The sequence below is a fragment of the Sinorhizobium sp. RAC02 genome (assembly GCF_001713395.1).
In the GTDB taxonomy this organism is placed as follows: Bacteria; Pseudomonadota; Alphaproteobacteria; order Rhizobiales; family Rhizobiaceae; genus Shinella.
Genome location: NZ_CP016450.1, coordinates 3,542,579 through 3,560,568, shown reverse-complemented (window position 1 = coordinate 3,560,568; position 17,990 = coordinate 3,542,579). Strand labels below are relative to the sequence as shown.

The following is a 17,990-nucleotide window of genomic DNA, read 5'->3' as shown; positions in this document are numbered from 1 at the left end:
CGCCAGATCAGCGCGCAGGGCTGGAACCGTCAGCTTCAGCCGAAGGTCTTGGCGAAGGCATCGAGGGCGGCCTTGAGCTTGCCCTTGGTGTCGTCGCTGATCGCCTTGTCGGTGCGGATCGCATCGAGGATCGCCTTGCCCTCGGAGCGGAAGTAGCCGAGCACACCCTGCTCGAACTTGCCGACCTGGTTGACTGCGATCTTGTCGAGGTAGCCGTTGACGCCAGCGAAGATCACCACGACCTGCTCTTCCGTCTTCAGCGGCGAGAACTGCGGCTGTTTCAGGAGTTCGGTCAGGCGTGCACCGCGGTTCAGCAGGCGCTGCGTTGCGGCGTCGAGGTCCGAGCCGAACTGGGCGAAGGCTGCCATTTCGCGATACTGGGCGAGTTCGCCCTTGATCGAGCCGGCAACCTGCTTCATCGCCTTGATCTGAGCGGACGAGCCCACGCGGGAAACCGACAGACCGACGTTAACGGCCGGGCGGATACCCTGGTAGAACAGGTCCGTTTCAAGGAAGATCTGGCCGTCGGTGATCGAGATCACGTTGGTCGGGATGAACGCCGAAACGTCGTTACCCTGGGTTTCGATGACCGGCAGAGCCGTCAGCGAGCCAGCGCCCATGTCGTCGTTGAGCTTTGCAGCGCGCTCGAGGAGACGCGAATGCAGGTAGAAAACGTCGCCCGGATAGGCTTCGCGGCCCGGCGGGCGGCGCAGCAGGAGCGACATCTGGCGGTAGGAAACGGCCTGCTTGGAAAGGTCGTCGTAACCGATGAGGGCGTGCTTGCCGTTGTCACGGAAGTATTCGCCCATCGCGCAACCGGCGAACGGCGCGAGATACTGCATCGGTGCCGGATCGGAGGCGGTTGCAGCAACGATGATCGAGTACTGGAGAGCGCCACGCTCTTCGAGAACCTTCACGAACTGGGCGACGGTCGAACGCTTCTGGCCGATAGCGACGTAGACGCAGTACAGCTTCTCGCCGTCCGGGCCGTTGTCGTGGATCGCCTTCTGGTTCAGGATCGCGTCGAGGATGATCGCGGTCTTGCCGGTCTGGCGGTCGCCGATGACCAGCTCGCGCTGGCCGCGGCCGACCGGGATGAGGGCGTCGATGGCCTTGAGGCCGGTCGACATCGGCTCATGCACCGACTTGCGCGGGATGATGCCCGGAGCCTTGACGTCAACGCGCGAGCGCTGCTTGGCATTGATCGGGCCCTTGCCGTCGATCGGGTTGCCGAGCGCGTCGACGACGCGGCCGAGCAGTTCCGGACCAACCGGTACGTCCACGATGGCGCCAGTCCGCTTGACGGTGTCGCCTTCCTTGATGTCACGGTCCGAACCGAAAATAACGACACCGACGTTGTCGCTTTCGAGGTTCAACGCCATCCCGCGGATACCACCGGGGAATTCCACCATTTCGCCGGCCTGGACGTTGTCGAGGCCGTAAACGCGGGCAATACCGTCACCGACGGAAAGCACCTGGCCGACTTCCGAGACTTCCGCCTCTTTGCCGAAATTTTTGATCTGATCTTTGAGAATTGCGGAAATTTCCGCGGCGCGGATATCCATCAGCCGACCTCTTTCAGTGCAAGCTTAAGAGTAGAGAGTTTGGTGCGAAGGGACGTGTCGATCTGGCGCGATCCCACCTTGACGATCAGACCACCGAGAATGGACGGGTCGACGGTGACGGCGATCGCCACGTCTTTGCCGGTGACGCCCTTGAGCGCCGCCTTCAATTCTGTTTCCTGCGCTGCGGTCAGCGCGTGGGCCGAAGTGACTTCGGCCGTGATTTCGCCGCGGGCGCGGGCCGCTATGACGCGGTATGCCTTGATCATGCCCGGGATAGCAAAGAGGCGGCGATTTGACGCAACCACCTTGAGGAAGTTTGCGACGAGACCCGTGATGCCAGCCTTGGCGGCAACGGCGGCAATGGCCTTGGTCTGATCTTCGGCGGAGAAGACAGGGCTGAGAATCAGCCGCTTGAGGTCTTCGCTTCCATCGATCAACGCCTGGAAACGGGCGAGATCTGCACCGACACTGTCAGCCGAACCGGCTTCCTGCGCGAGGTCGAAAAGCGAAGACGCGTATCTTTCTGCAACACCGGAAACGAGCTGGGATGTGTCTGCCACGGGCACAAGCTTCTCTTCTTATCATCCAGAGCGGAGGGCGGTAGCGGTGCTACAGTCCTAACGCACTGAAATCGTTGCGGTAATCTTCAGTCCCCACGAGCTCTTGCGCCCGCTTTTTCTGAATTTCGCGGTTCGTCTAGCATACGAAACCGGGACTCGCAACACGCGCGGCGCAGGAATGCGCCATAAGTCGGCCATAGTCGGAGCAAAAGTTGACTGCGCAGACTATGCTCTGGCGCCACTGAGGTGGGAAACGTCGTTTTTTCGCTCAGAGAAAGCCGAAAGCATAGCCGAGCGGCAGGGCGGCGAGCACTGCCTGCACGACCAACACGAGAAGATTCTTGGCCGAAAACGACCCGTCCGACATCAGCGACAGGATGCGGCCGAAGGCGGCGAGCGCGAAACCACCGCCGATCGCCATATAGATCCAGCTCTGCGCCATCAGCAGCGCGACGATCGCCAGCCCCGCATAGAAGCCGCCGGCCGAACGGACGAAGGCGAAGCCCTCGCGGCTCGTCTCGCGGGGCTGGAGGCCCGCAAGTTTCAGCGCCATTCCCGGCGCGAACAGGCCGAACAGCCCCAGCAGGGCCGTTGCGATGGCCGCTGAGAAGGCCAGGAACTCGCCCGTCTCGGTGGGGATGTAGAATTCCATTTCGGCGTTTCTCCGTCGGTGCTTATCCGCCCTCTATCGCACAGGCGCGCGAATCGCAGAAGCCAGCCGGCCGAATTCACACAACTCTTTGTTAACCCTGCAACTCAGAGGAAACTCTGCGGGTCGATGTCGAGCTGCACCTGCAGCGACGCCCGCTCCTTGGGCCCATTGGCGATCATGGTGCGCAGGAATGCCTGCATGTCGCTGTTGCGGCGGCCATGCACCAGCAGGCGAAACCGATGCCGGCCGCGCACGAGCGCCAGCGGCGCCTCGGCCGGCCCCAGGATCGAGATGCCGTCGACATGGGGTGCCGCCTGGCGCAGCCCCCGCGCATGGGCCTCCGCCTCGATACGAGTGTCGGCCGAAACGATGACCGAGGCAAGCCGACCGAACGGCGGCAGCAGCGCCTTCTCCCGTTCGCCGATCTCGCGGTCATAGAAGGCCTGCGCATCACCGGAAACGATCGCCTGCATGACGGGATGAAGTGGCTGGTAGGTCTGGATGAGGCCGTGGCTCTTCAGGCCGGAGCGCCCCGCACGCCCCGTCACCTGGGAGAGCAGCTGGAAAGTGCGCTCCGCCGCCCGCGGATCGCCATTGGCAAGCCCGAGATCCGCATCCACCACGCCGACCAGCGACATCAGCGGAAAGTTGTGCCCCTTGGCAACAAGCTGCGTGCCGATGACGATATCCGCCTCGCCGCGCGCAATCGCCTCCAGCTCCAGCCGCAGCCGCTTCACGCCCATCAGGTCGGAGGAGAGCACAATGGTGCGCGCTTCGGGGAAATGCTTCTCCACCTCCTCCGCAATACGCTCCACACCCGGCCCACAGGCGGCCAGATGATCGAACGTTCCGCATTCCGGGCAGGCTTCCGGCGTGCGCTCGGCATAGCCGCAATGGTGGCACTGGATCTGCCCGCGGAACCGGTGTTCCACCAGCCAGCTGGAGCATTGCGGGCACTGGAAGCGATGGCCGCAGACCCGGCAGAGCGTCAGCGGCGCATAACCGCGCCGATTGAGGAAGAGCAACACCTGCTGCTGTTTTTCGATGGTGCGCGCAATGCCGCGCAGCATGATGGGTGAAAGGAAACCGCCGCGCGCCGGCGGATGGCGGCGCATGTCGACGAGATGCAGGTCGGGAAGGGCAGCATCGCCATAACGCGTCGGCAGGTGCAGTTTCTTGTACCGCCCGACATCGCTGTTAACACGGCTTTCGACGGACGGCGTTGCCGAAACGAGCACCGCCGGAAAATCACCGATGCGCGCCCGGACCACCGCCATGTCGCGCGCATTGTAGAAGACGCGGTCCTCCTGCTTGTAGGCCGGATCGTGCTCCTCATCGACGATGACGAGGCCAAGATTCTCGAACGGCAGGAACAGCGCCGACCGCGCGCCCGCAACGACCCGAACATCTCCCGTCGTCACCTGCCGCCAGACCTTTTCACGGATGCGCGGGGCGAGGTCGGAATGCCATTCGGCCGGCTTGGCACCGAAACGATCCTGGAACCGCTCCAGGAAACTCGCGGTCAACGCGATTTCCGGCAGCAGGATCAGCACCTGCCTGCCCTGCCGCAAGGTCTCGGCGATCGCCTCGAAATAGACTTCCGTCTTGCCCGACCCGGTAATGCCGTCGATCAGCGAGACGTTGAACCCGCCGGCCTGCACGCTTTCCACCAGCTCCGCGGCGCTGTCCGTCTGCGGCCCTTCGAGCCGCGGCTCGACATAGTCCGGGTCTGGTGCCGCCACGACAGGCGGCGGCGGCAGGAACACGGTCTCGAACGTGCCCTGCTTCACAAGGCCGTCAACGACGCTGGTCGACGTGCCTGCGGCATGCGCGAGACCCGAGCGGGTCCACGGAATGCCGTCCTCGACCATTTCCAGCACGCGCTCACGCGCGCTGGTCAGCCGCTCCGGCCGGTGTCCGGTAAAGCGCAGTCCTTCGATCATCGGTTCGGGATCGAAGGCGGCCGGCGCGCGCAACGCCATGCGGGCGACGAGACCGGGCGGCGTCACCGTGTAGGCGGACACCCAATCGAGAAAATCCCGCATCTCCTTCGAGAGTGGCGGGCAATCGAACACCTTCTCGATGGGCCGCAGCTTCTTCGGATCGAACTTGCCGTCGTTATCGCCATCCCAGACCACACCCGGCACCAGCCGTGGCCCGAGCGGCACCTGCACGATCGAGCCCGGCTCGACCGCCATGCCCTCCGGCACCGTGTAGGAATAGGGCACGGGCGTGGGCACCGGCACCATCACGGGCACCGTGCGCGGAAACAGTTTTTCCCCGAAAAGGTCGATCGAATCGTTGTCCATCAGGCGCGAAGATGCCCCCGACACGCCGGGAAGAAAACCGCAAAGATCGCGATCCTCCCGCTCATTCGTCATCCTCCGCCATTTCGCCGGTCAGCCGCATGCCGTCGATCCAGGTCGCGCCGTCATTGCGCACGACACGTTTGGCGCGCACGCCGCAGCGCGTCTCCACCTCCCGCGCCAGCCGCTCGGAATGGGTGACGATCCACAGCTGGCTCGACTGCGCGGCACGCGCGATCATTTCGGCCAGCGCCGGCAGCATGTCCGGATGCAGGCTTGCCTCCGGCTCGTTGAGCGCGATCAGCGGCGGTGTGCGATAAGAGAGTAGTGCCGCCGCCAGCGCCAGGAAGCGGATCTGTCCGTCGGAAAGTTCGCGTGGCTGGAAGACGCGCTGCGGAAACTGCGGGAAGACCAGCCCATAGGACGCGAACTCCTCCGGCTCAGGCACGGAAAGCTGCGCGCCGCCAAAGGCAGCCGCCACCGCCCGGTCGAGGTCGACCGTGTCGCCCCGCGTCCACTTCAGCGTCGCGAAGACCGCCGCCATGTTCGCCCCGTCCTCGTCGAGCAGCGGCGCGGTGACGGCAAGGCACGGTTGGCGTAGCGCCGAATCCCGATCAGAGCGAAAACCGTGGAAGAAGCGCCATTGCGAGACGGCGCGCCGAAACGTCCCGACCTCCGGATAATGACCGGCGTCGCCAAGCAATGCCACGGCGGTCTCCGAGGCCAGCGCCTGCTCCGGATGTTCGGCCATGCGCCCGGCCTCGTTGCGCACCATGATGCCGGGTCCCGCCCGCTTCATCATCGTCACCGGCCGGCGACCGGTCTCGATCGACAATTCCTCGACCTTGACCTGCGGCTCGAAGGCGAAGCCGGCGGCTGCCGGTGGTCGCAACCCCGCTTCGATCCGATAGCGGAAGGTGATCGCACGATCCTCGTCGAGCAGTTCAGCTTCCAGGCGAATGCGCACCGGCTCGTTCGGCCGCCGCTTGCCCGTCCAGAGCGCCGAGCCCATGCCGCCCTCCGCCGCGATCTCCTGGGCGAATGTGCCACGCACCGCGGCCTGCACCAGTTGCAGCGACCGGTAGAGGTTGGATTTCCCCGCCCCGTTCTCGCCGACGAACAGGTTCACCCGCCCGAGATCCATGCGGATTGCGCGCAGCGAGCGGTAGTTTTCGGCGGACATGGAACGCAGCAGCATGAAACGGATCCGAATTCGAAACGATAGCGCTCTCTATACAAGCCACCATGTCTAGAGGAAGGCAGGCCGACTTGCCCAGCCCTCGCACCGACCATTAGCAAATCCCTAACGCAAATCACCCATCCTGCCGCAAACGGCGGATCGCCTCCGACGATCCCATTTTTGTTTTGCGCACATTCCGACGCAAGACCGCTCAAGCATTTTGCCGGAATTGCGCCAGGGGCAGGACATGAACGAACTTCTCATCATCGCCGACCCGACGCTGATGGCCGAGCGGCAGGGCTGGCTGGCAGCACTTGCCGACGAGCGACGGCTCTCCGGCAACACGCTCGACGCCTACGAGCGCGACACCCGCCAGTTCCTCGCCTTCCTCACCGGGCATCTCGCCGCCCCGGCCCGCCTCAAGGACATCGACAACCTGCGCCCGGCGGACCTGCGCGGTTTTCTCGCCTCCCGTCGCCGCGATGGAGCCGGTGCCCGCACGCTTGGCCGTGGCCTCGCCGGCCTGCGCTCGTTCCTGCGCCATCTGGAGCGCAAGGGCCTCGCCAATGCCGCTGGCGCCTCCGCCGTGCGTTCGCCGAAACAGCCGAAGTCGCTGCCGAAGCCATTGTCCGACCGCCAGGCCATCGCCGTCGTCGATGCGCATGAGCAACTGGCCGACGAACCGTGGATCCGCATGCGCAACGCCGCCGTGCTGACATTGCTCTATGGCTGCGGCCTGCGCATCTCCGAGGCGCTGTCGCTGACGCCCGCCGATTTCGCCGGCAAGCCCACGTCGCTGCGCATCACCGGCAAGGGCGACAAGATGCGCATCGTGCCGCTGATCGCACCGGCACTCACTGGTGTTCAGGATTACATAAAACTCTGCCCCATCCCGCTGTCCGACGACAGGCCGCTCTTTCGCGGCGCGCGCGGCGGGCCGTTGCAGCCGGCCATCATCCAGCGCGAGATGCAGAAGATGCGCGGCGCGCTCGGCCTTCCCGACAGCGCCACGCCCCATGCGCTGCGCCATTCCTTCGCCACACACCTTCTTGCCGGCGGCGGGGACCTGCGCACCATCCAGGAACTGCTCGGCCATGCCAGCCTCTCGACGACGCAGGTCTATACCGGCGTCGATTCGGCCCGGCTTCTCGAAATCTACGACCGCGCCCATCCCCGCGCCTGACGTTCGTTAAGAGATTATGAGGGCGAGGCCGCTAGGGTCGCCGAAAATGACAGGGAATCGACCATGATCGCCACGCTTCAGAAAAGCCGTACTGCCATCGCCGACCGCCTGGCGGATGCCGGCCTCTGGATGATGGCAGCGCTTCATGTGCTGGTCGCCCTCTCCTTCCTCGTCGTTCTGGCGACGCTCTCTCCCGCCAATGCACAGGAACCGCCGGTCTGCGGCGGCGATAACCTGCTGGTGAAATACGAGAAGGACGATCCGGCGGGCTTTGCCAAGCTGCGTGCCGAGGCGGACGCCGTGCCGAACGGCAAGGGCATCTTCTGGAAGATCGAGAAGGATGGCAGGCCCGCCTCCTGGCTGCTCGGTACCATGCATGTGACGGACCCGCGCGTGCTCGCCATGCCGGAGGCCGCACGCACCGCCTATGCCAATGCCACGACCATCGTCGTCGAATCGGACGAAATCGCCGACGAGAAGAAGGCGGCCGCGGCGATCATGACCCGGCCCGACCTCACCATGTTCACCGATGGCAAATCCATCACCGACTTCCTCGACAAGGACGGTGAGGACAAGCTGGCGGAGGGCCTCAAGACCCGCGGCCTGTCGCTCGCCGCCGTCGGCCGCATGAAGCCGTGGATGATCATGAGCTTCGTGGCACTTCCCGCCTGCGAAGTCGCTCGCAAGACATCCGGCATTGCCTTCCTCGATCAGCGCCTCGCCAGGGATGCGCTTGCCGATGGCAAGACGCTGAAGGGTCTCGAAACCCTGATCGAGCAGATTTCCGCCCTCGATTCGCTGCCGATCGAGCCGCAGGTGGAAGGCCTCGTCCAGACGCTGGCGCTCGGCGACACGCTGAAGGACGTCATCGAAACGATGAGCCAGCTCTATCTCGCCGGCGATACCGGCATGATCATGCCGATGATGCGCGCCGCCGCCCCCCAGACGGACGACGACAAGGCCGCCTATGCCGATTTCGAGCAGCGCATCATCATCGACCGCAACCACACGATGGCGGAGCGCGCAGCCCCCATCCTGGCGAACGGCAACGTCTTCATCGCCGTCGGCAGCCTGCACCTTCCGGGCGCCGAAGGTGTCGTGGAGCTGCTGCGCAAGCAGGGTTTTACCGTGACGGCGGTGAACTAAGCCTCACCTCTGGACGACCCGGCGTCCGATGCCGGACAGCATCGTGCGAACGATCAGCTTGTGGAACGGCATGACGGCTGCAAGATAAAGCCTGCCGAGCAGGTTGTTGCGATGCACGAGCGTCATCACGCTCAAGGTCTGGCCGCTCGGCCGGTCCTGCCGGATGTCGATGACGATGCGGAAATCCAGATGCCGGTCGTCGAAGCCGAGCACGACCCGGTCGTCGGTCGCACTCACCACCGGAAAGCCGCCGATCTCCGTTTCCGATGTCTTCACCTGCTCCGCCGCCCCCTTCAGCCCGAAGGGCGCGACGAGCGCATTGCGCAGCACCATCAGCCGGCGCACCCAGCCCGGCGGGTGCTCCAGCGCCAGCCGTGCCGCCTCGCGTGCCGTGAGGTTGTCGACGGGCAAGCCAAGCGTAAAACGATCCGCCCAGTCGGCAGACGGAAGAAGTGGATGCGGGAGCGAGACGGGTCTCGATACGGGGGACATGAAGGCCATCCTTTGTGGCTTTCATGGTGCCCCCGTTCGGCGGGCGAGGACAGGCGGCCGGTTGTCGCAGCCGCCTGAGGCGATCACATATGGATCGGCTTGAAGAAGGTCGCGAGTGCGGCTTCCTTGACGGCTTCCGACATGGTCGGGTGCGCATGGCAGGTGCGACCGAGGTCTTCCGACGAGCCGCCGAACTCCATCAGCACGGCTGCCTCGTGGATCATCTCGCCGGCGCCGAAGCCGACGATGTGCACGCCGAGCACGCGATCGGTGTCCTTGTCGGCCAGCACCTTGACGAAGCCGTCGGTCGCCAGCATGGCGCGGGCGCGGCCGTTTGCCGTGAAGGGGAACTTGCCGGCCTTGTAGGCGATGCCCGCGGCCTTCAGCTCCTCTTCCGTCTTGCCGACGGAGGCGACTTCCGGCTGGGTGTAGACGACGCCCGGGATGACGTCATAGTTCACGTGACCCGCCTGGCCGGCGAGGATTTCGGCAACCGCCACACCCTCGTCTTCCGCCTTGTGGGCGAGCATCGGGCCGCGCACCACGTCACCCAGCGCATAGATGCCGGGAACGTTGGTCTGGAAGTGGTTGTCGATCTCGACGCGGCCGCGGTTGTCGAGCACCACACCGGCTTCCTTGAGGCCGAGGCCATCGGTGTAGGGCTTGCGGCCGGTGGCGATCAGCACGACGTCGGCGTCGATGGTGGTCGCGTCACCGCCCTTGACCGGCTCGAAGGTCACCTTGGCGCCCGAACCCGCCTTTTCCACACCCGTCACCTTGGCGCCGAGCTTGAACTCCATGCCCTGCTTGGCGAGCATGCGCTGGAACTGCTTGGAAACGTCGCCGTCCATGCCGCCGAGGATCGTGTCGAGATATTCGACAACCGTCACCTTGGCGCCGAGGCGGGCCCAGACCGAGCCGAGCTCGAGGCCGATCACACCACCGCCGACGACGATGAGATGACCCGGCACTTTTTCGAGCGCGATGCCGCCCGTCGAGGAGACGATGATCGTCTCGTCGATATCGACGGGGACGCCCGGAATGCCGGAGACGTCGGAGCCGGTGGCGATGACGATGTTCTTCGTCTCCAGGACCTGCTCTTCACCCTTGTCGTTGGTGACGGAGACCTTGCCTGCGCCCAGCACCTTGCCGGTGCCCTGGATACCGTCGATCTTGTTCTTCTTGAACAGGAAGGCGACGCCGTCGACGTTCGACTTCACGGTCGCATCCTTGTGCGCCATCATCTTCGGCAGGTTGAGCGTCGGCTTCACGCCGTCGATGCCGAGCGCTTCCATGCCATGGGCGGCATGGCTGTAGGTCTCCGACGCGTGCAGCAGCGCCTTCGACGGAATGCAGCCGACATTGAGGCAGGTGCCGCCGTAGGTCGCGCGCTTTTCGACGACCGCCACCTTCAGGCCGAGCTGAGCCGCCTTGATGGCGCAGACATAGCCGCCGGGGCCGGAACCGATAACGATGAGATCATATGCCATGACAAGTCCTTCCTGCGCGGGGGCCTAGCGGCCGCCGCTGACGTTGAGGGCGGCACCCGTCACATAGGATGCCGCATCGGAGAGAAGATAGAGAATGGAATGGGCGACTTCATCGGCCGTACCCGGCCGCTGCATCGGAATGAGCGAGGCCATGTCGCGCGCCCGCTCCGGCAGGCCGCCGGAAGCGTGGATGTCGGTGTCGATGATGCCGGGGCGCACGAGATTGACACGGATGCCTTCCAGCGCCACCTCGCGGGCAAGCCCGATGGTAAAGCTCTCGATCGCGCCCTTGCTCGCGGCATAATCGATATATTGCCCGGCCGAGCCGAGCTGGGCCGCCACCGAGGAAATGTTGACGATCGAGCCGCCCTTGCCACCATGCAGCGTCGACATGCGCCGCACCGCTTCCTGCGCACAGCGGATCGAGCCCATGACGTTGACGGCGAACATGCGCTCCAGCCGCTCGGCGGACATCTCGTCGAGACGCTGGGGCAGGGCGACGATGCCGGCATTGTTGACCAGCCCGTCGAGCCGGCCGAAGGTGCCGTCGATCGCCGAAAAGATCGAGGCAAGGCCGAGCTCACTGCCGACATCACCCTGAACGGCAATCGCCGAGCCGCCCAGCGCATGGATCTGCGCGACGACAGCCTCGGCCGCGTCGAGGTTGGAGACATAGTTCACCGCGACCTGCCAGCCGGCAGCGCCCGCCATGCGGCAGACACTTGCGCCGATGCCACGGCTGCCGCCGGTGACGAGAAGAACGGGTGCTTCCGTCATGCGGCGCATCCCTTCCGCTTGAACACGTCCCACGGCGCGACCTTGGCCTTGCCTTCGTCCCACAGCGTCGAATAGCGCAGCGACGGCCCGAACCCGGCCAGCAGCAGCGTTTCGGCAGCCTTTGCGCCTTCTTCCGGCAAGACGGCGGCATCACCGGCACCATCGAGCACGTAGATCACGCCCTCCCAGACAGTGCAGGCGGCGATCTCCTCGCCGGTCACGTCGCCCTCCGGGCAATTGTGCATGACCATGCCGTTGGAACGGACAGGGTCGTCACCGGGCATCACGATGCCGTCGAGAACGGTCTTGCTCGAAAGAACCTTCAGCTTGAAATGATGGCTGGTTGCCGCGGCACTCGAGCCGACCGGTTCGAAGGTCAGCTCATAGCCCCCGTCGCGATCCGCATAGATCGCGCGGTCCTGCCGGCACTCCGCCGCGGAAGCGGCGGTCGCGGCAACGAGACCGAGGAAAACGAGGGCGGTGCGCATGCTCAGTGGGCCTTTTCCGTGGCGAGCTTGATGCCGAGCGCGATGAAGACGAGGCCACTGGCGCGATCGATCCACTGGCTGGCACGGGAAAACGCCGCCCGCATGCGCGGCGTCGTCATGAACAGCGAGACACCGACGAACCAGGCGATCAGGCAGGACGCCATGACGAGGCCATAGCCGAACTTGATGGCGATCGGCGTGTGGGCGCTGACGACGGTCGAAAAGATCGACAGGAAGAAGAAGACCGGCTTGGGGTTCAGCGCATTGGCGAGGAAGCCGAGGCCGAAGGCGCGCAGCGCCGACTGCTCGCCCTTGCCGTCCTCGTTGTCCTTCACCGCCTCGACGGACATGTCCGTCTTGCCGGCGCGCAAGGCCTTGATGCCGATATAGATGAGGTAGGCGACACCGCACCACTTCACGATGTTGAAGAGGTAGATCGACTGGGAAATGATGAGGCCGAGGCCCAGGATCGTGTAGGTGACGTGGAACATCAGCGAGGTCCCGACGCCGAAGGACGTGATGATCGCCGAACGGCGCCCATGCACGATCGACTGGCGCATGACCATGGCAAGGTCGGCACCCGGCGAGACGATGGCAAAGGAGAAGATCGCCATCAGCGAGGCGAGTTCCAGAAAGTAGCTGTTCATGGGATGTCTGCCTCCTAGAAGATGACCACGCCCGCCATGACCGCGAGACCCGCCAGCGCGACGAGCCAGACGATCGAACGGATATAGGGAATGCCTGCGAGATAGAGCGGGATATAGACGAGCCGGGCCACGAACCACAGCCACGCCCCGATGAGGCCCCAACCTGCCGGGTCGCCCGCGATGGCAAGCGCCAGCGCAAGAGCGACGAAGGCGGGATAGGTTTCCCGAAAATTCGCCGATGCGCGGGCGGCGCGTCCGGCAAGCTTGCCTGTCGGCTCCCGCGCGCCATCGCGCGGGCCGGCGTTCCAGGCGGAGCCAAGCTCCCTCGTGGAGAGCATGCCCTGGAGCCCGATATGGAAGACGAGCAGCGCCACGCTCAGTGCAAGAAGCACGAGCATCGGCGAAGATGCAGACGCTGCCGCCTCCATAGGGACCTCCCTTACAGATCGAGAACGAGGCGTTCCGGATCTTCCAGGCTGTCCTTGACGCGGACCAGAAAGGTAACTGCCTCCTTGCCGTCGACCATGCGGTGGTCATAGGAGAGGGCGAGATACATCATCGGGCGGATGACGATCTGGCCGCCGACAACGACCGGGCGCTCCTGGATCTTGTGCATGCCAAGAATGCCGGACTGCGGGGCGTTGAGGATCGGCGAGGACATCAGCGAACCGTAGACGCCGCCGTTCGAGATGGTGAACGTGCCGCCCTGCATGTCGGCCATGGAGAGCGCGCCGTCACGGGCGAGCTTGCCGAGACGGCCGATGTCCTTTTCGATTTCGGCAATCGACATCTGGTCGGCATCGCGTACGACCGGAACGACAAGACCCTTGTCCGTGCCGACGGCGACGCCGATGTGGCAGTAGTTCTTGTAGATGATGTCGGTGCCGTCGATCTCGGCGTTGACCGCGGGCAGTTCCTTCAGCGCGTGCGTCACGGCCTTGGTGAAGAAGCCCATGAAGCCGAGCTTCACGCCGTGCTTCTTCTCAAACAGGTCCTTGTAGCGGTTGCGCAGGTCCATCACGGCCGACATGTCCACCTCGTTGTAGGTGGTGAGCATGGCTGCGGTGTTCTGGGCGTCCTTGAGGCGCTTGGCGATCGTCTGGCGCAGGCGCGTCATCTTCACGCGCTCTTCGCGCGGCGCATCGGCTTCGGAAGATGCCGCACGGGCGACAACCTTGACCGGCTCGGCGGCAGCAGCAGGTGTTGCCGTGATGCCCTTGGCAACGGCGGCGATCACGTCGCCCTTCAGCACCTGGCCACGCTTGCCGGAACCGTCGACCTGATCGGCCGAGACGTTGTTTTCGGCAAGCAGCTTTGCAGCGGACGGGGCCGGCGGCATGGAGGACGCAGCAGCGGCCGGCTTGGCTTCGGCAGCCGGAGCGGCCGCAACCTTCTCGACCTTTTCGGCGGCAGCCGGAGCGACCGCACCGGCAGAAGCGCCTTCGGAGATCTGGCCGAGCAGGCCGCCCGGGGCGACGGTGTCGCCGGCATTCGCAACAATTTCCGACAGGACGCCGGCGGCCGGTGCGGGCACTTCGATCGTCACCTTGTCGGTTTCGAGCTCACAGAGCGGCTCGTCTGCCTTGATGACGTCGCCGACCTTCTTGAACCAGGTGCCGACGGTGGCTTCGCTGACGGATTCGCCCAAAGTCGGGACGCGGATTTCGGTAGCCATGAGTGTGTTCCGTTCTTGATTTCGTTGTCGCGGGTGCGGGGAACTGGGCGGATCAACCGCCCAGTGCGTCCTCAAGGAAGGCAGCGAGCTGCGCGAGGTGCTTGGACATCAGGCCCGTTGCCGGCGAGGCTGCGGCCGGACGGCCGGTGTAGCGCACGCGCTGGTACTTGGCGTCGATATGGGCAAGCACCCATTCGAGATAGGGGTCGATGAAGGCCCAGCCGCCCATGTTCTTGGGCTCTTCCTGGCACCACACCATCTCGGCATTGCGGAAGCGCGACAGCTCGTTGATCAGCGCCTTGGCCGGGAACGGATAGAGCTGTTCCAGGCGCAGCAGGTAGACGTCGTCGATGCCGCGCTTTTCGCGCTCTTCCAGCAGGTCGTAGTAGACCTTGCCCGAGCACATCACGACGCGACGGATCTTCGCGTCCTTCTGCAGCTTGATCGGGCCGTCCTTGATGACCTCCGCGTCGTCCCACAGCAGGCGGTGGAACGAGCTTTCGCCCGCCATTTCCGACAGCGAGGAGACCGCGCGCTTGTGGCGCAGCAGCGACTTCGGCGTCATCATGATCAGCGGCTTGCGGAAGTCGCGCTTCACCTGGCGGCGCAGGATGTGGAAGTAGTTCGCCGGCGTCGTGACGTTGGCGACCTGCATGTTGTCTTCGGCGCACATCTGCAGCCAGCGTTCGAGGCGGGCGGAGGAGTGCTCCGGACCCTGGCCCTCATAGCCGTGCGGCAGCAGGCAGACGAGACCCGACATGCGCAGCCACTTGCGTTCGCCCGACGAAATGAACTGGTCGAAGACGACCTGCGCACCGTTGGCGAAGTCGCCGAACTGGGCTTCCCACAGCGTCAGCGCGTTCGGACGGGCCAGCGAGTAGCCGTATTCGAAACCGAGCACGGCCTCTTCCGAGAGCATAGAGTTGATGACCTCGTAGCGGGCCTGGGTCGGCGCGAGGTTGGCGAGCGGGATGTAACGGTCTTCGGTCTCCTGATCGTAGAGCACAGAATGGCGCTGCGAGAAGGTGCCGCGTTCGCAGTCCTGGCCGGACAGGCGGATCTTCGTGCCCTCGACGCAGAGCGTGCCGAAAGCGAGCGCCTCGGCCATTGCCCAGTCGATGCCTTCGCCCGTCTCGACCATCTGCATGCGGTTGTCCATGAACCGCTGAATGGTCTTGTGGGCGCGGAAGCCTTCCGGGATCGTCGAGATCTTGCGGCCGATTTCCTTCAGCTGCTTCATCGGCACGGATGTCTTGCCGCGACGCTGTTCGTCCTGGTTGTCGGCCGAGCGCAGGCCCGACCAGACACCGTCCAGCCAGTCGGCCTTGTTCGGCTTGTAGGACTGACCGGCCTCGAATTCCTGTTCGAGGCTGGCACGCCAGTCGGCCTTCATCTTCTCGAATTCGCCTTCGCTGATCACGCCCTCGGCAACGAGGCGCGAACCATAGAGGCTGACCACGGTCTTGTGGGCGCGGATCGCCTTGTACATCTTCGGCTGGGTGAACGCCGGCTCGTCGCCTTCGTTGTGGCCGAAGCGGCGGTAGCAGAAGATGTCGAGCACGACCGGCTTGTGGAACTTCATCCGGAATTCGGTGGCGATCTTCGCAGCGTAGGTCACCGCTTCCGGATCGTCGCCGTTGATATGGAAGATCGGCGCCTCGATCATCTTCGCCACATCCGACGGATAGGGCGAGGAACGCGAGAAGGCCGGATTGGTGGTGAAGCCGATCTGGTTGTTGATGATCACGTGCACCGTGCCGGCGACGCGATGGCCGCGCAGGCCCGACAGGCCGAGGATTTCAGCCGTGACACCCTGGCCGGCGAAGGCCGCATCGCCGTGCAGCAGCAGCGGCATGACCTGGGCCCGCTCGGACAACGGAATGATGTCGCCCTCGAAGATCTTCGCCATCTGGTCCTGCTTGGCGCGTGCCTTGCCCATGACGACCGGGTTGACGATTTCGAGGTGCGAGGGGTTGGCGGTCAGCGACAGATGCACCTTGTTGCCGTCGAACTCGCGGTCCGAGGAGGCACCGAGGTGGTACTTCACGTCGCCCGAACCTTCCACTTCGTCCGGCGCGTAGGAGCCGCCCTTGAACTCGTGGAAAACGGCGCGATGGGGCTTCGCCATCACGTTCGTCAGAACGTTGAGGCGGCCGCGGTGGGCCATGCCGAGCACGATTTCCTTGAGGCCGAGCTGGCCGCCGCGCTTGATGATCTGCTCGAGCGCCGGAATCAGCGCTTCGCCGCCATCGAGGCCGAAGCGCTTGGTGCCCTTGTACTTGACGTCGATGAACTGTTCGAAGCCTTCCGCCTCGATCAGCTTCTGCAGGATCGCCTTCTTACCTTCCGGCGTGAAGTCGACGCCCTTGTCCGGGCCTTCGATGCGTTCCTGGATCCAGCCCTTCTCTTCCGGGTTGGAGATGTGCATGAACTCGACGCCGATCGTCGAGCAATAGGTGCGCTCGAGGATTTCGACCATTTCGCGAATGCTCGCGTATTCGAGGCCGAGCACGTTGTCGATGAAGATCTTGCGGTCGAGGTCGGCATCGGTGAAGCCGTAGTTCGACGGCGACAGCTCGTGATAGTCCTCGACGGGTGCGGCAATGCCGAGCGGGTCGAGCTTGGCATGCAGGTGGCCGCGGGCGCGGTAGGCGCGGATCATCATGATGGCGCGCACGCTGTCGCGCGTCGCCTGGTTGACGTCGGCCTGGTTGACCGGCGCGCCGGTCTTGGCGGCAACGGTTTCCGCCTTTGCCTGGACCTTCTTCTCAAGCACCTTCTCGACGACGCCCCAGTTGCCGTCGAGCGCCGAGACGAGTTCGCCATTGGCGACGATCGGCCAGTTCGCCCGCTGCCACGAGGCGCCCTTGGCGGCCTTCACAATGTCAGAGGGCTGGTCTTCGAGGGCCTTGAAGAAGGCCTGCCACTCTTCGCCGACGGAAGCGGGGTCCGCCTCGTACTTCGCGTAGAGCTGTTCGATATAGGCTGCGTTCGCGCCGTCGAGGAAGGACGTGGCGAGAAATTGTTCGTTGGCGTCTAGTCGTGCCATAGCTAAAGATACCTCTCGTGATACTCGAGGAACAGTTGAGTTGATGCGTGGGGAATACCCAATTTATCGCACGTTTGCGTTATGTAGGAGCCGGATTCGAAACAATCCAAACACACTGCCGAACCGTCGCGTCCTCCGACGCGACCGTCAATCTTGACACAGCCCGGATCGCTGTTCGAATCGGAGTAAGAAGCCGAGTACTTCATGCGAGACATGATCCAGATGTATTCGGATCTGATGAACGGAGTTATGAAGCGTTCAAAATTCGTATCAAACGCCAAGAGCAGGATCATTTCACGAACGGGTCCATTTATACGTGAGCGCAAATGGACTGCAGTATTCCCGAGGAAGCGACTCGTCAGAACCGCTTCACAAAGAAATTCATCATCGGCCCGATCAACACTCTCGATCCAGTACCGCTTACGCAATTGTTCCCGCTGACCTTGGAACTCCGCTGCCTGATTATAATGCAACGGACCGGTGGCAGCGATTGCGTTCCGCGTGGCACGGACATTGAGGAGGAGATCTCGGGCGCGTTCATCGCCGGTCGCCCACCCATTTCTCTCCAGAAAATCCCGCATCTCCAAAAACGTCTCCTTTGGAGATGTTTTTGGAAGGTCACCTTCTAGGGCAATCATCGCGCAAAAGAGACGGACAATCGCCTCAAAGGCACGTCTTTGATCCAAATCGGAAATACCGCAGGAATCAAAGTCATAACCCGGTGTTTCAAGCTCGAATAGGCTTGAGAGTTGCAATCCCGCGCGAAAGCTAGGCCAGATC

Annotated in this window: 16 protein-coding genes; 2 read left to right on the top strand and 14 right to left on the bottom strand. The window is 64.0% G+C overall.

From position 1 onward, the window contains the following. Positions 1-35 precede the first annotated feature (35 nt). From atpA to BSY16_RS17065, 5 genes are all read right to left on the bottom strand, one after another. Positions 36-1,565 (bottom strand): F0F1 ATP synthase subunit alpha, encoded by a 1,530-nt coding sequence (gene atpA, locus BSY16_RS17085; protein ID WP_069060780.1) that lies wholly within the window; start codon positions 1,563-1,565, stop codon positions 36-38. Next, positions 1,565-2,131 (bottom strand): F0F1 ATP synthase subunit delta, encoded by a 567-nt coding sequence (locus BSY16_RS17080; protein WP_069060779.1) that lies wholly within the window; start codon positions 2,129-2,131, stop codon positions 1,565-1,567. Before BSY16_RS17080 ends, atpA begins: the two co-directional genes overlap by 1 nt. 262 nt (positions 2,132-2,393) lie before the next feature. Further along, complete coding sequence (locus BSY16_RS17075) at positions 2,394-2,777, bottom strand: AGROH133_08824 family phage infection protein (RefSeq protein WP_069060778.1); 384 nt, start codon at positions 2,775-2,777, stop codon at positions 2,394-2,396. Between the two features lie 104 nt (positions 2,778-2,881). Beyond that, a complete protein-coding gene (locus tag BSY16_RS17070; RefSeq protein WP_069061596.1) occupies positions 2,882-5,086 on the bottom strand; it encodes a primosomal protein N' in 2,205 nt (734 codons plus the stop codon). Between the two features lie 61 nt (positions 5,087-5,147). After that, positions 5,148-6,281 (bottom strand): AAA family ATPase, encoded by a 1,134-nt coding sequence (locus BSY16_RS17065; protein WP_069060777.1) that lies wholly within the window; start codon positions 6,279-6,281, stop codon positions 5,148-5,150. A gap of 229 nt (positions 6,282-6,510) precedes the next feature. Here BSY16_RS17065 and BSY16_RS17060 point away from each other — a divergent pair, with 229 nt between their 5' ends. Both BSY16_RS17060 and BSY16_RS17055 read left to right on the top strand, forming a co-directional pair. Next, the gene (locus BSY16_RS17060; RefSeq protein ID WP_069061595.1) at positions 6,511-7,446 is read left to right on the top strand and encodes a tyrosine recombinase XerC; all 936 of its coding nucleotides are present in this window, start codon (positions 6,511-6,513) and stop codon (positions 7,444-7,446) included. A gap of 63 nt (positions 7,447-7,509) precedes the next feature. Continuing rightward, positions 7,510-8,592, top strand: coding sequence for a TraB/GumN family protein (locus BSY16_RS17055; protein ID WP_069060776.1), 1,083 nt, complete (start codon positions 7,510-7,512; stop codon positions 8,590-8,592). A 3-nt stretch (positions 8,593-8,595) separates the two neighbouring features. On the opposite strand, the gene BSY16_RS17050 is transcribed toward BSY16_RS17055, so the two are convergent. The 9 genes from BSY16_RS17050 to BSY16_RS17010 all read right to left on the bottom strand — a co-directional run bounded on the left by BSY16_RS17050 (position 8,596) and on the right by BSY16_RS17010 (position 17,965). Beyond that, positions 8,596-9,084, bottom strand: a complete 489-nt coding sequence (locus tag BSY16_RS17050; RefSeq protein ID WP_069061594.1) for a DUF2867 domain-containing protein — start codon at positions 9,082-9,084, stop codon at positions 8,596-8,598. A gap of 83 nt (positions 9,085-9,167) precedes the next feature. Then, positions 9,168-10,574 (bottom strand): dihydrolipoyl dehydrogenase, encoded by a 1,407-nt coding sequence (gene lpdA / locus BSY16_RS17045; protein WP_069060775.1) that lies wholly within the window; start codon positions 10,572-10,574, stop codon positions 9,168-9,170. A 24-nt stretch (positions 10,575-10,598) separates the two neighbouring features. Continuing rightward, positions 10,599-11,351 (bottom strand): SDR family oxidoreductase, encoded by a 753-nt coding sequence (locus BSY16_RS17040; protein WP_069061593.1) that lies wholly within the window; start codon positions 11,349-11,351, stop codon positions 10,599-10,601. Next, the gene (locus tag BSY16_RS17035; RefSeq protein ID WP_069060774.1) at positions 11,348-11,839 is read right to left on the bottom strand and encodes a hypothetical protein; all 492 of its coding nucleotides are present in this window, start codon (positions 11,837-11,839) and stop codon (positions 11,348-11,350) included. Before BSY16_RS17035 ends, BSY16_RS17040 begins: the two co-directional genes overlap by 4 nt. A gap of 2 nt (positions 11,840-11,841) precedes the next feature. Further along, on the bottom strand, positions 11,842-12,486 hold the full coding sequence (locus BSY16_RS17030) for a LysE family translocator (RefSeq protein ID WP_069060773.1): 645 nt from the start codon (positions 12,484-12,486) through the stop codon (positions 11,842-11,844). Between the two features lie 14 nt (positions 12,487-12,500). Beyond that, on the bottom strand, positions 12,501-12,914 hold the full coding sequence (locus BSY16_RS17025; RefSeq protein WP_069060772.1) for an MAPEG family protein: 414 nt from the start codon (positions 12,912-12,914) through the stop codon (positions 12,501-12,503). A gap of 11 nt (positions 12,915-12,925) precedes the next feature. Then, the gene (odhB, locus tag BSY16_RS17020; protein ID WP_069060771.1) at positions 12,926-14,161 is read right to left on the bottom strand and encodes a 2-oxoglutarate dehydrogenase complex dihydrolipoyllysine-residue succinyltransferase; all 1,236 of its coding nucleotides are present in this window, start codon (positions 14,159-14,161) and stop codon (positions 12,926-12,928) included. Positions 14,162-14,213: 52 nt separating this feature from the next. Beyond that, positions 14,214-17,210, bottom strand: coding sequence for a 2-oxoglutarate dehydrogenase E1 component (locus BSY16_RS17015; RefSeq protein ID WP_069060770.1), 2,997 nt, complete (start codon positions 17,208-17,210; stop codon positions 14,214-14,216). A 2-nt stretch (positions 17,211-17,212) separates the two neighbouring features. Further along, the gene (locus BSY16_RS17010; RefSeq protein ID WP_150129986.1) at positions 17,213-17,965 is read right to left on the bottom strand and encodes a hypothetical protein; all 753 of its coding nucleotides are present in this window, start codon (positions 17,963-17,965) and stop codon (positions 17,213-17,215) included. Positions 17,966-17,990 lie beyond the last annotated feature (25 nt).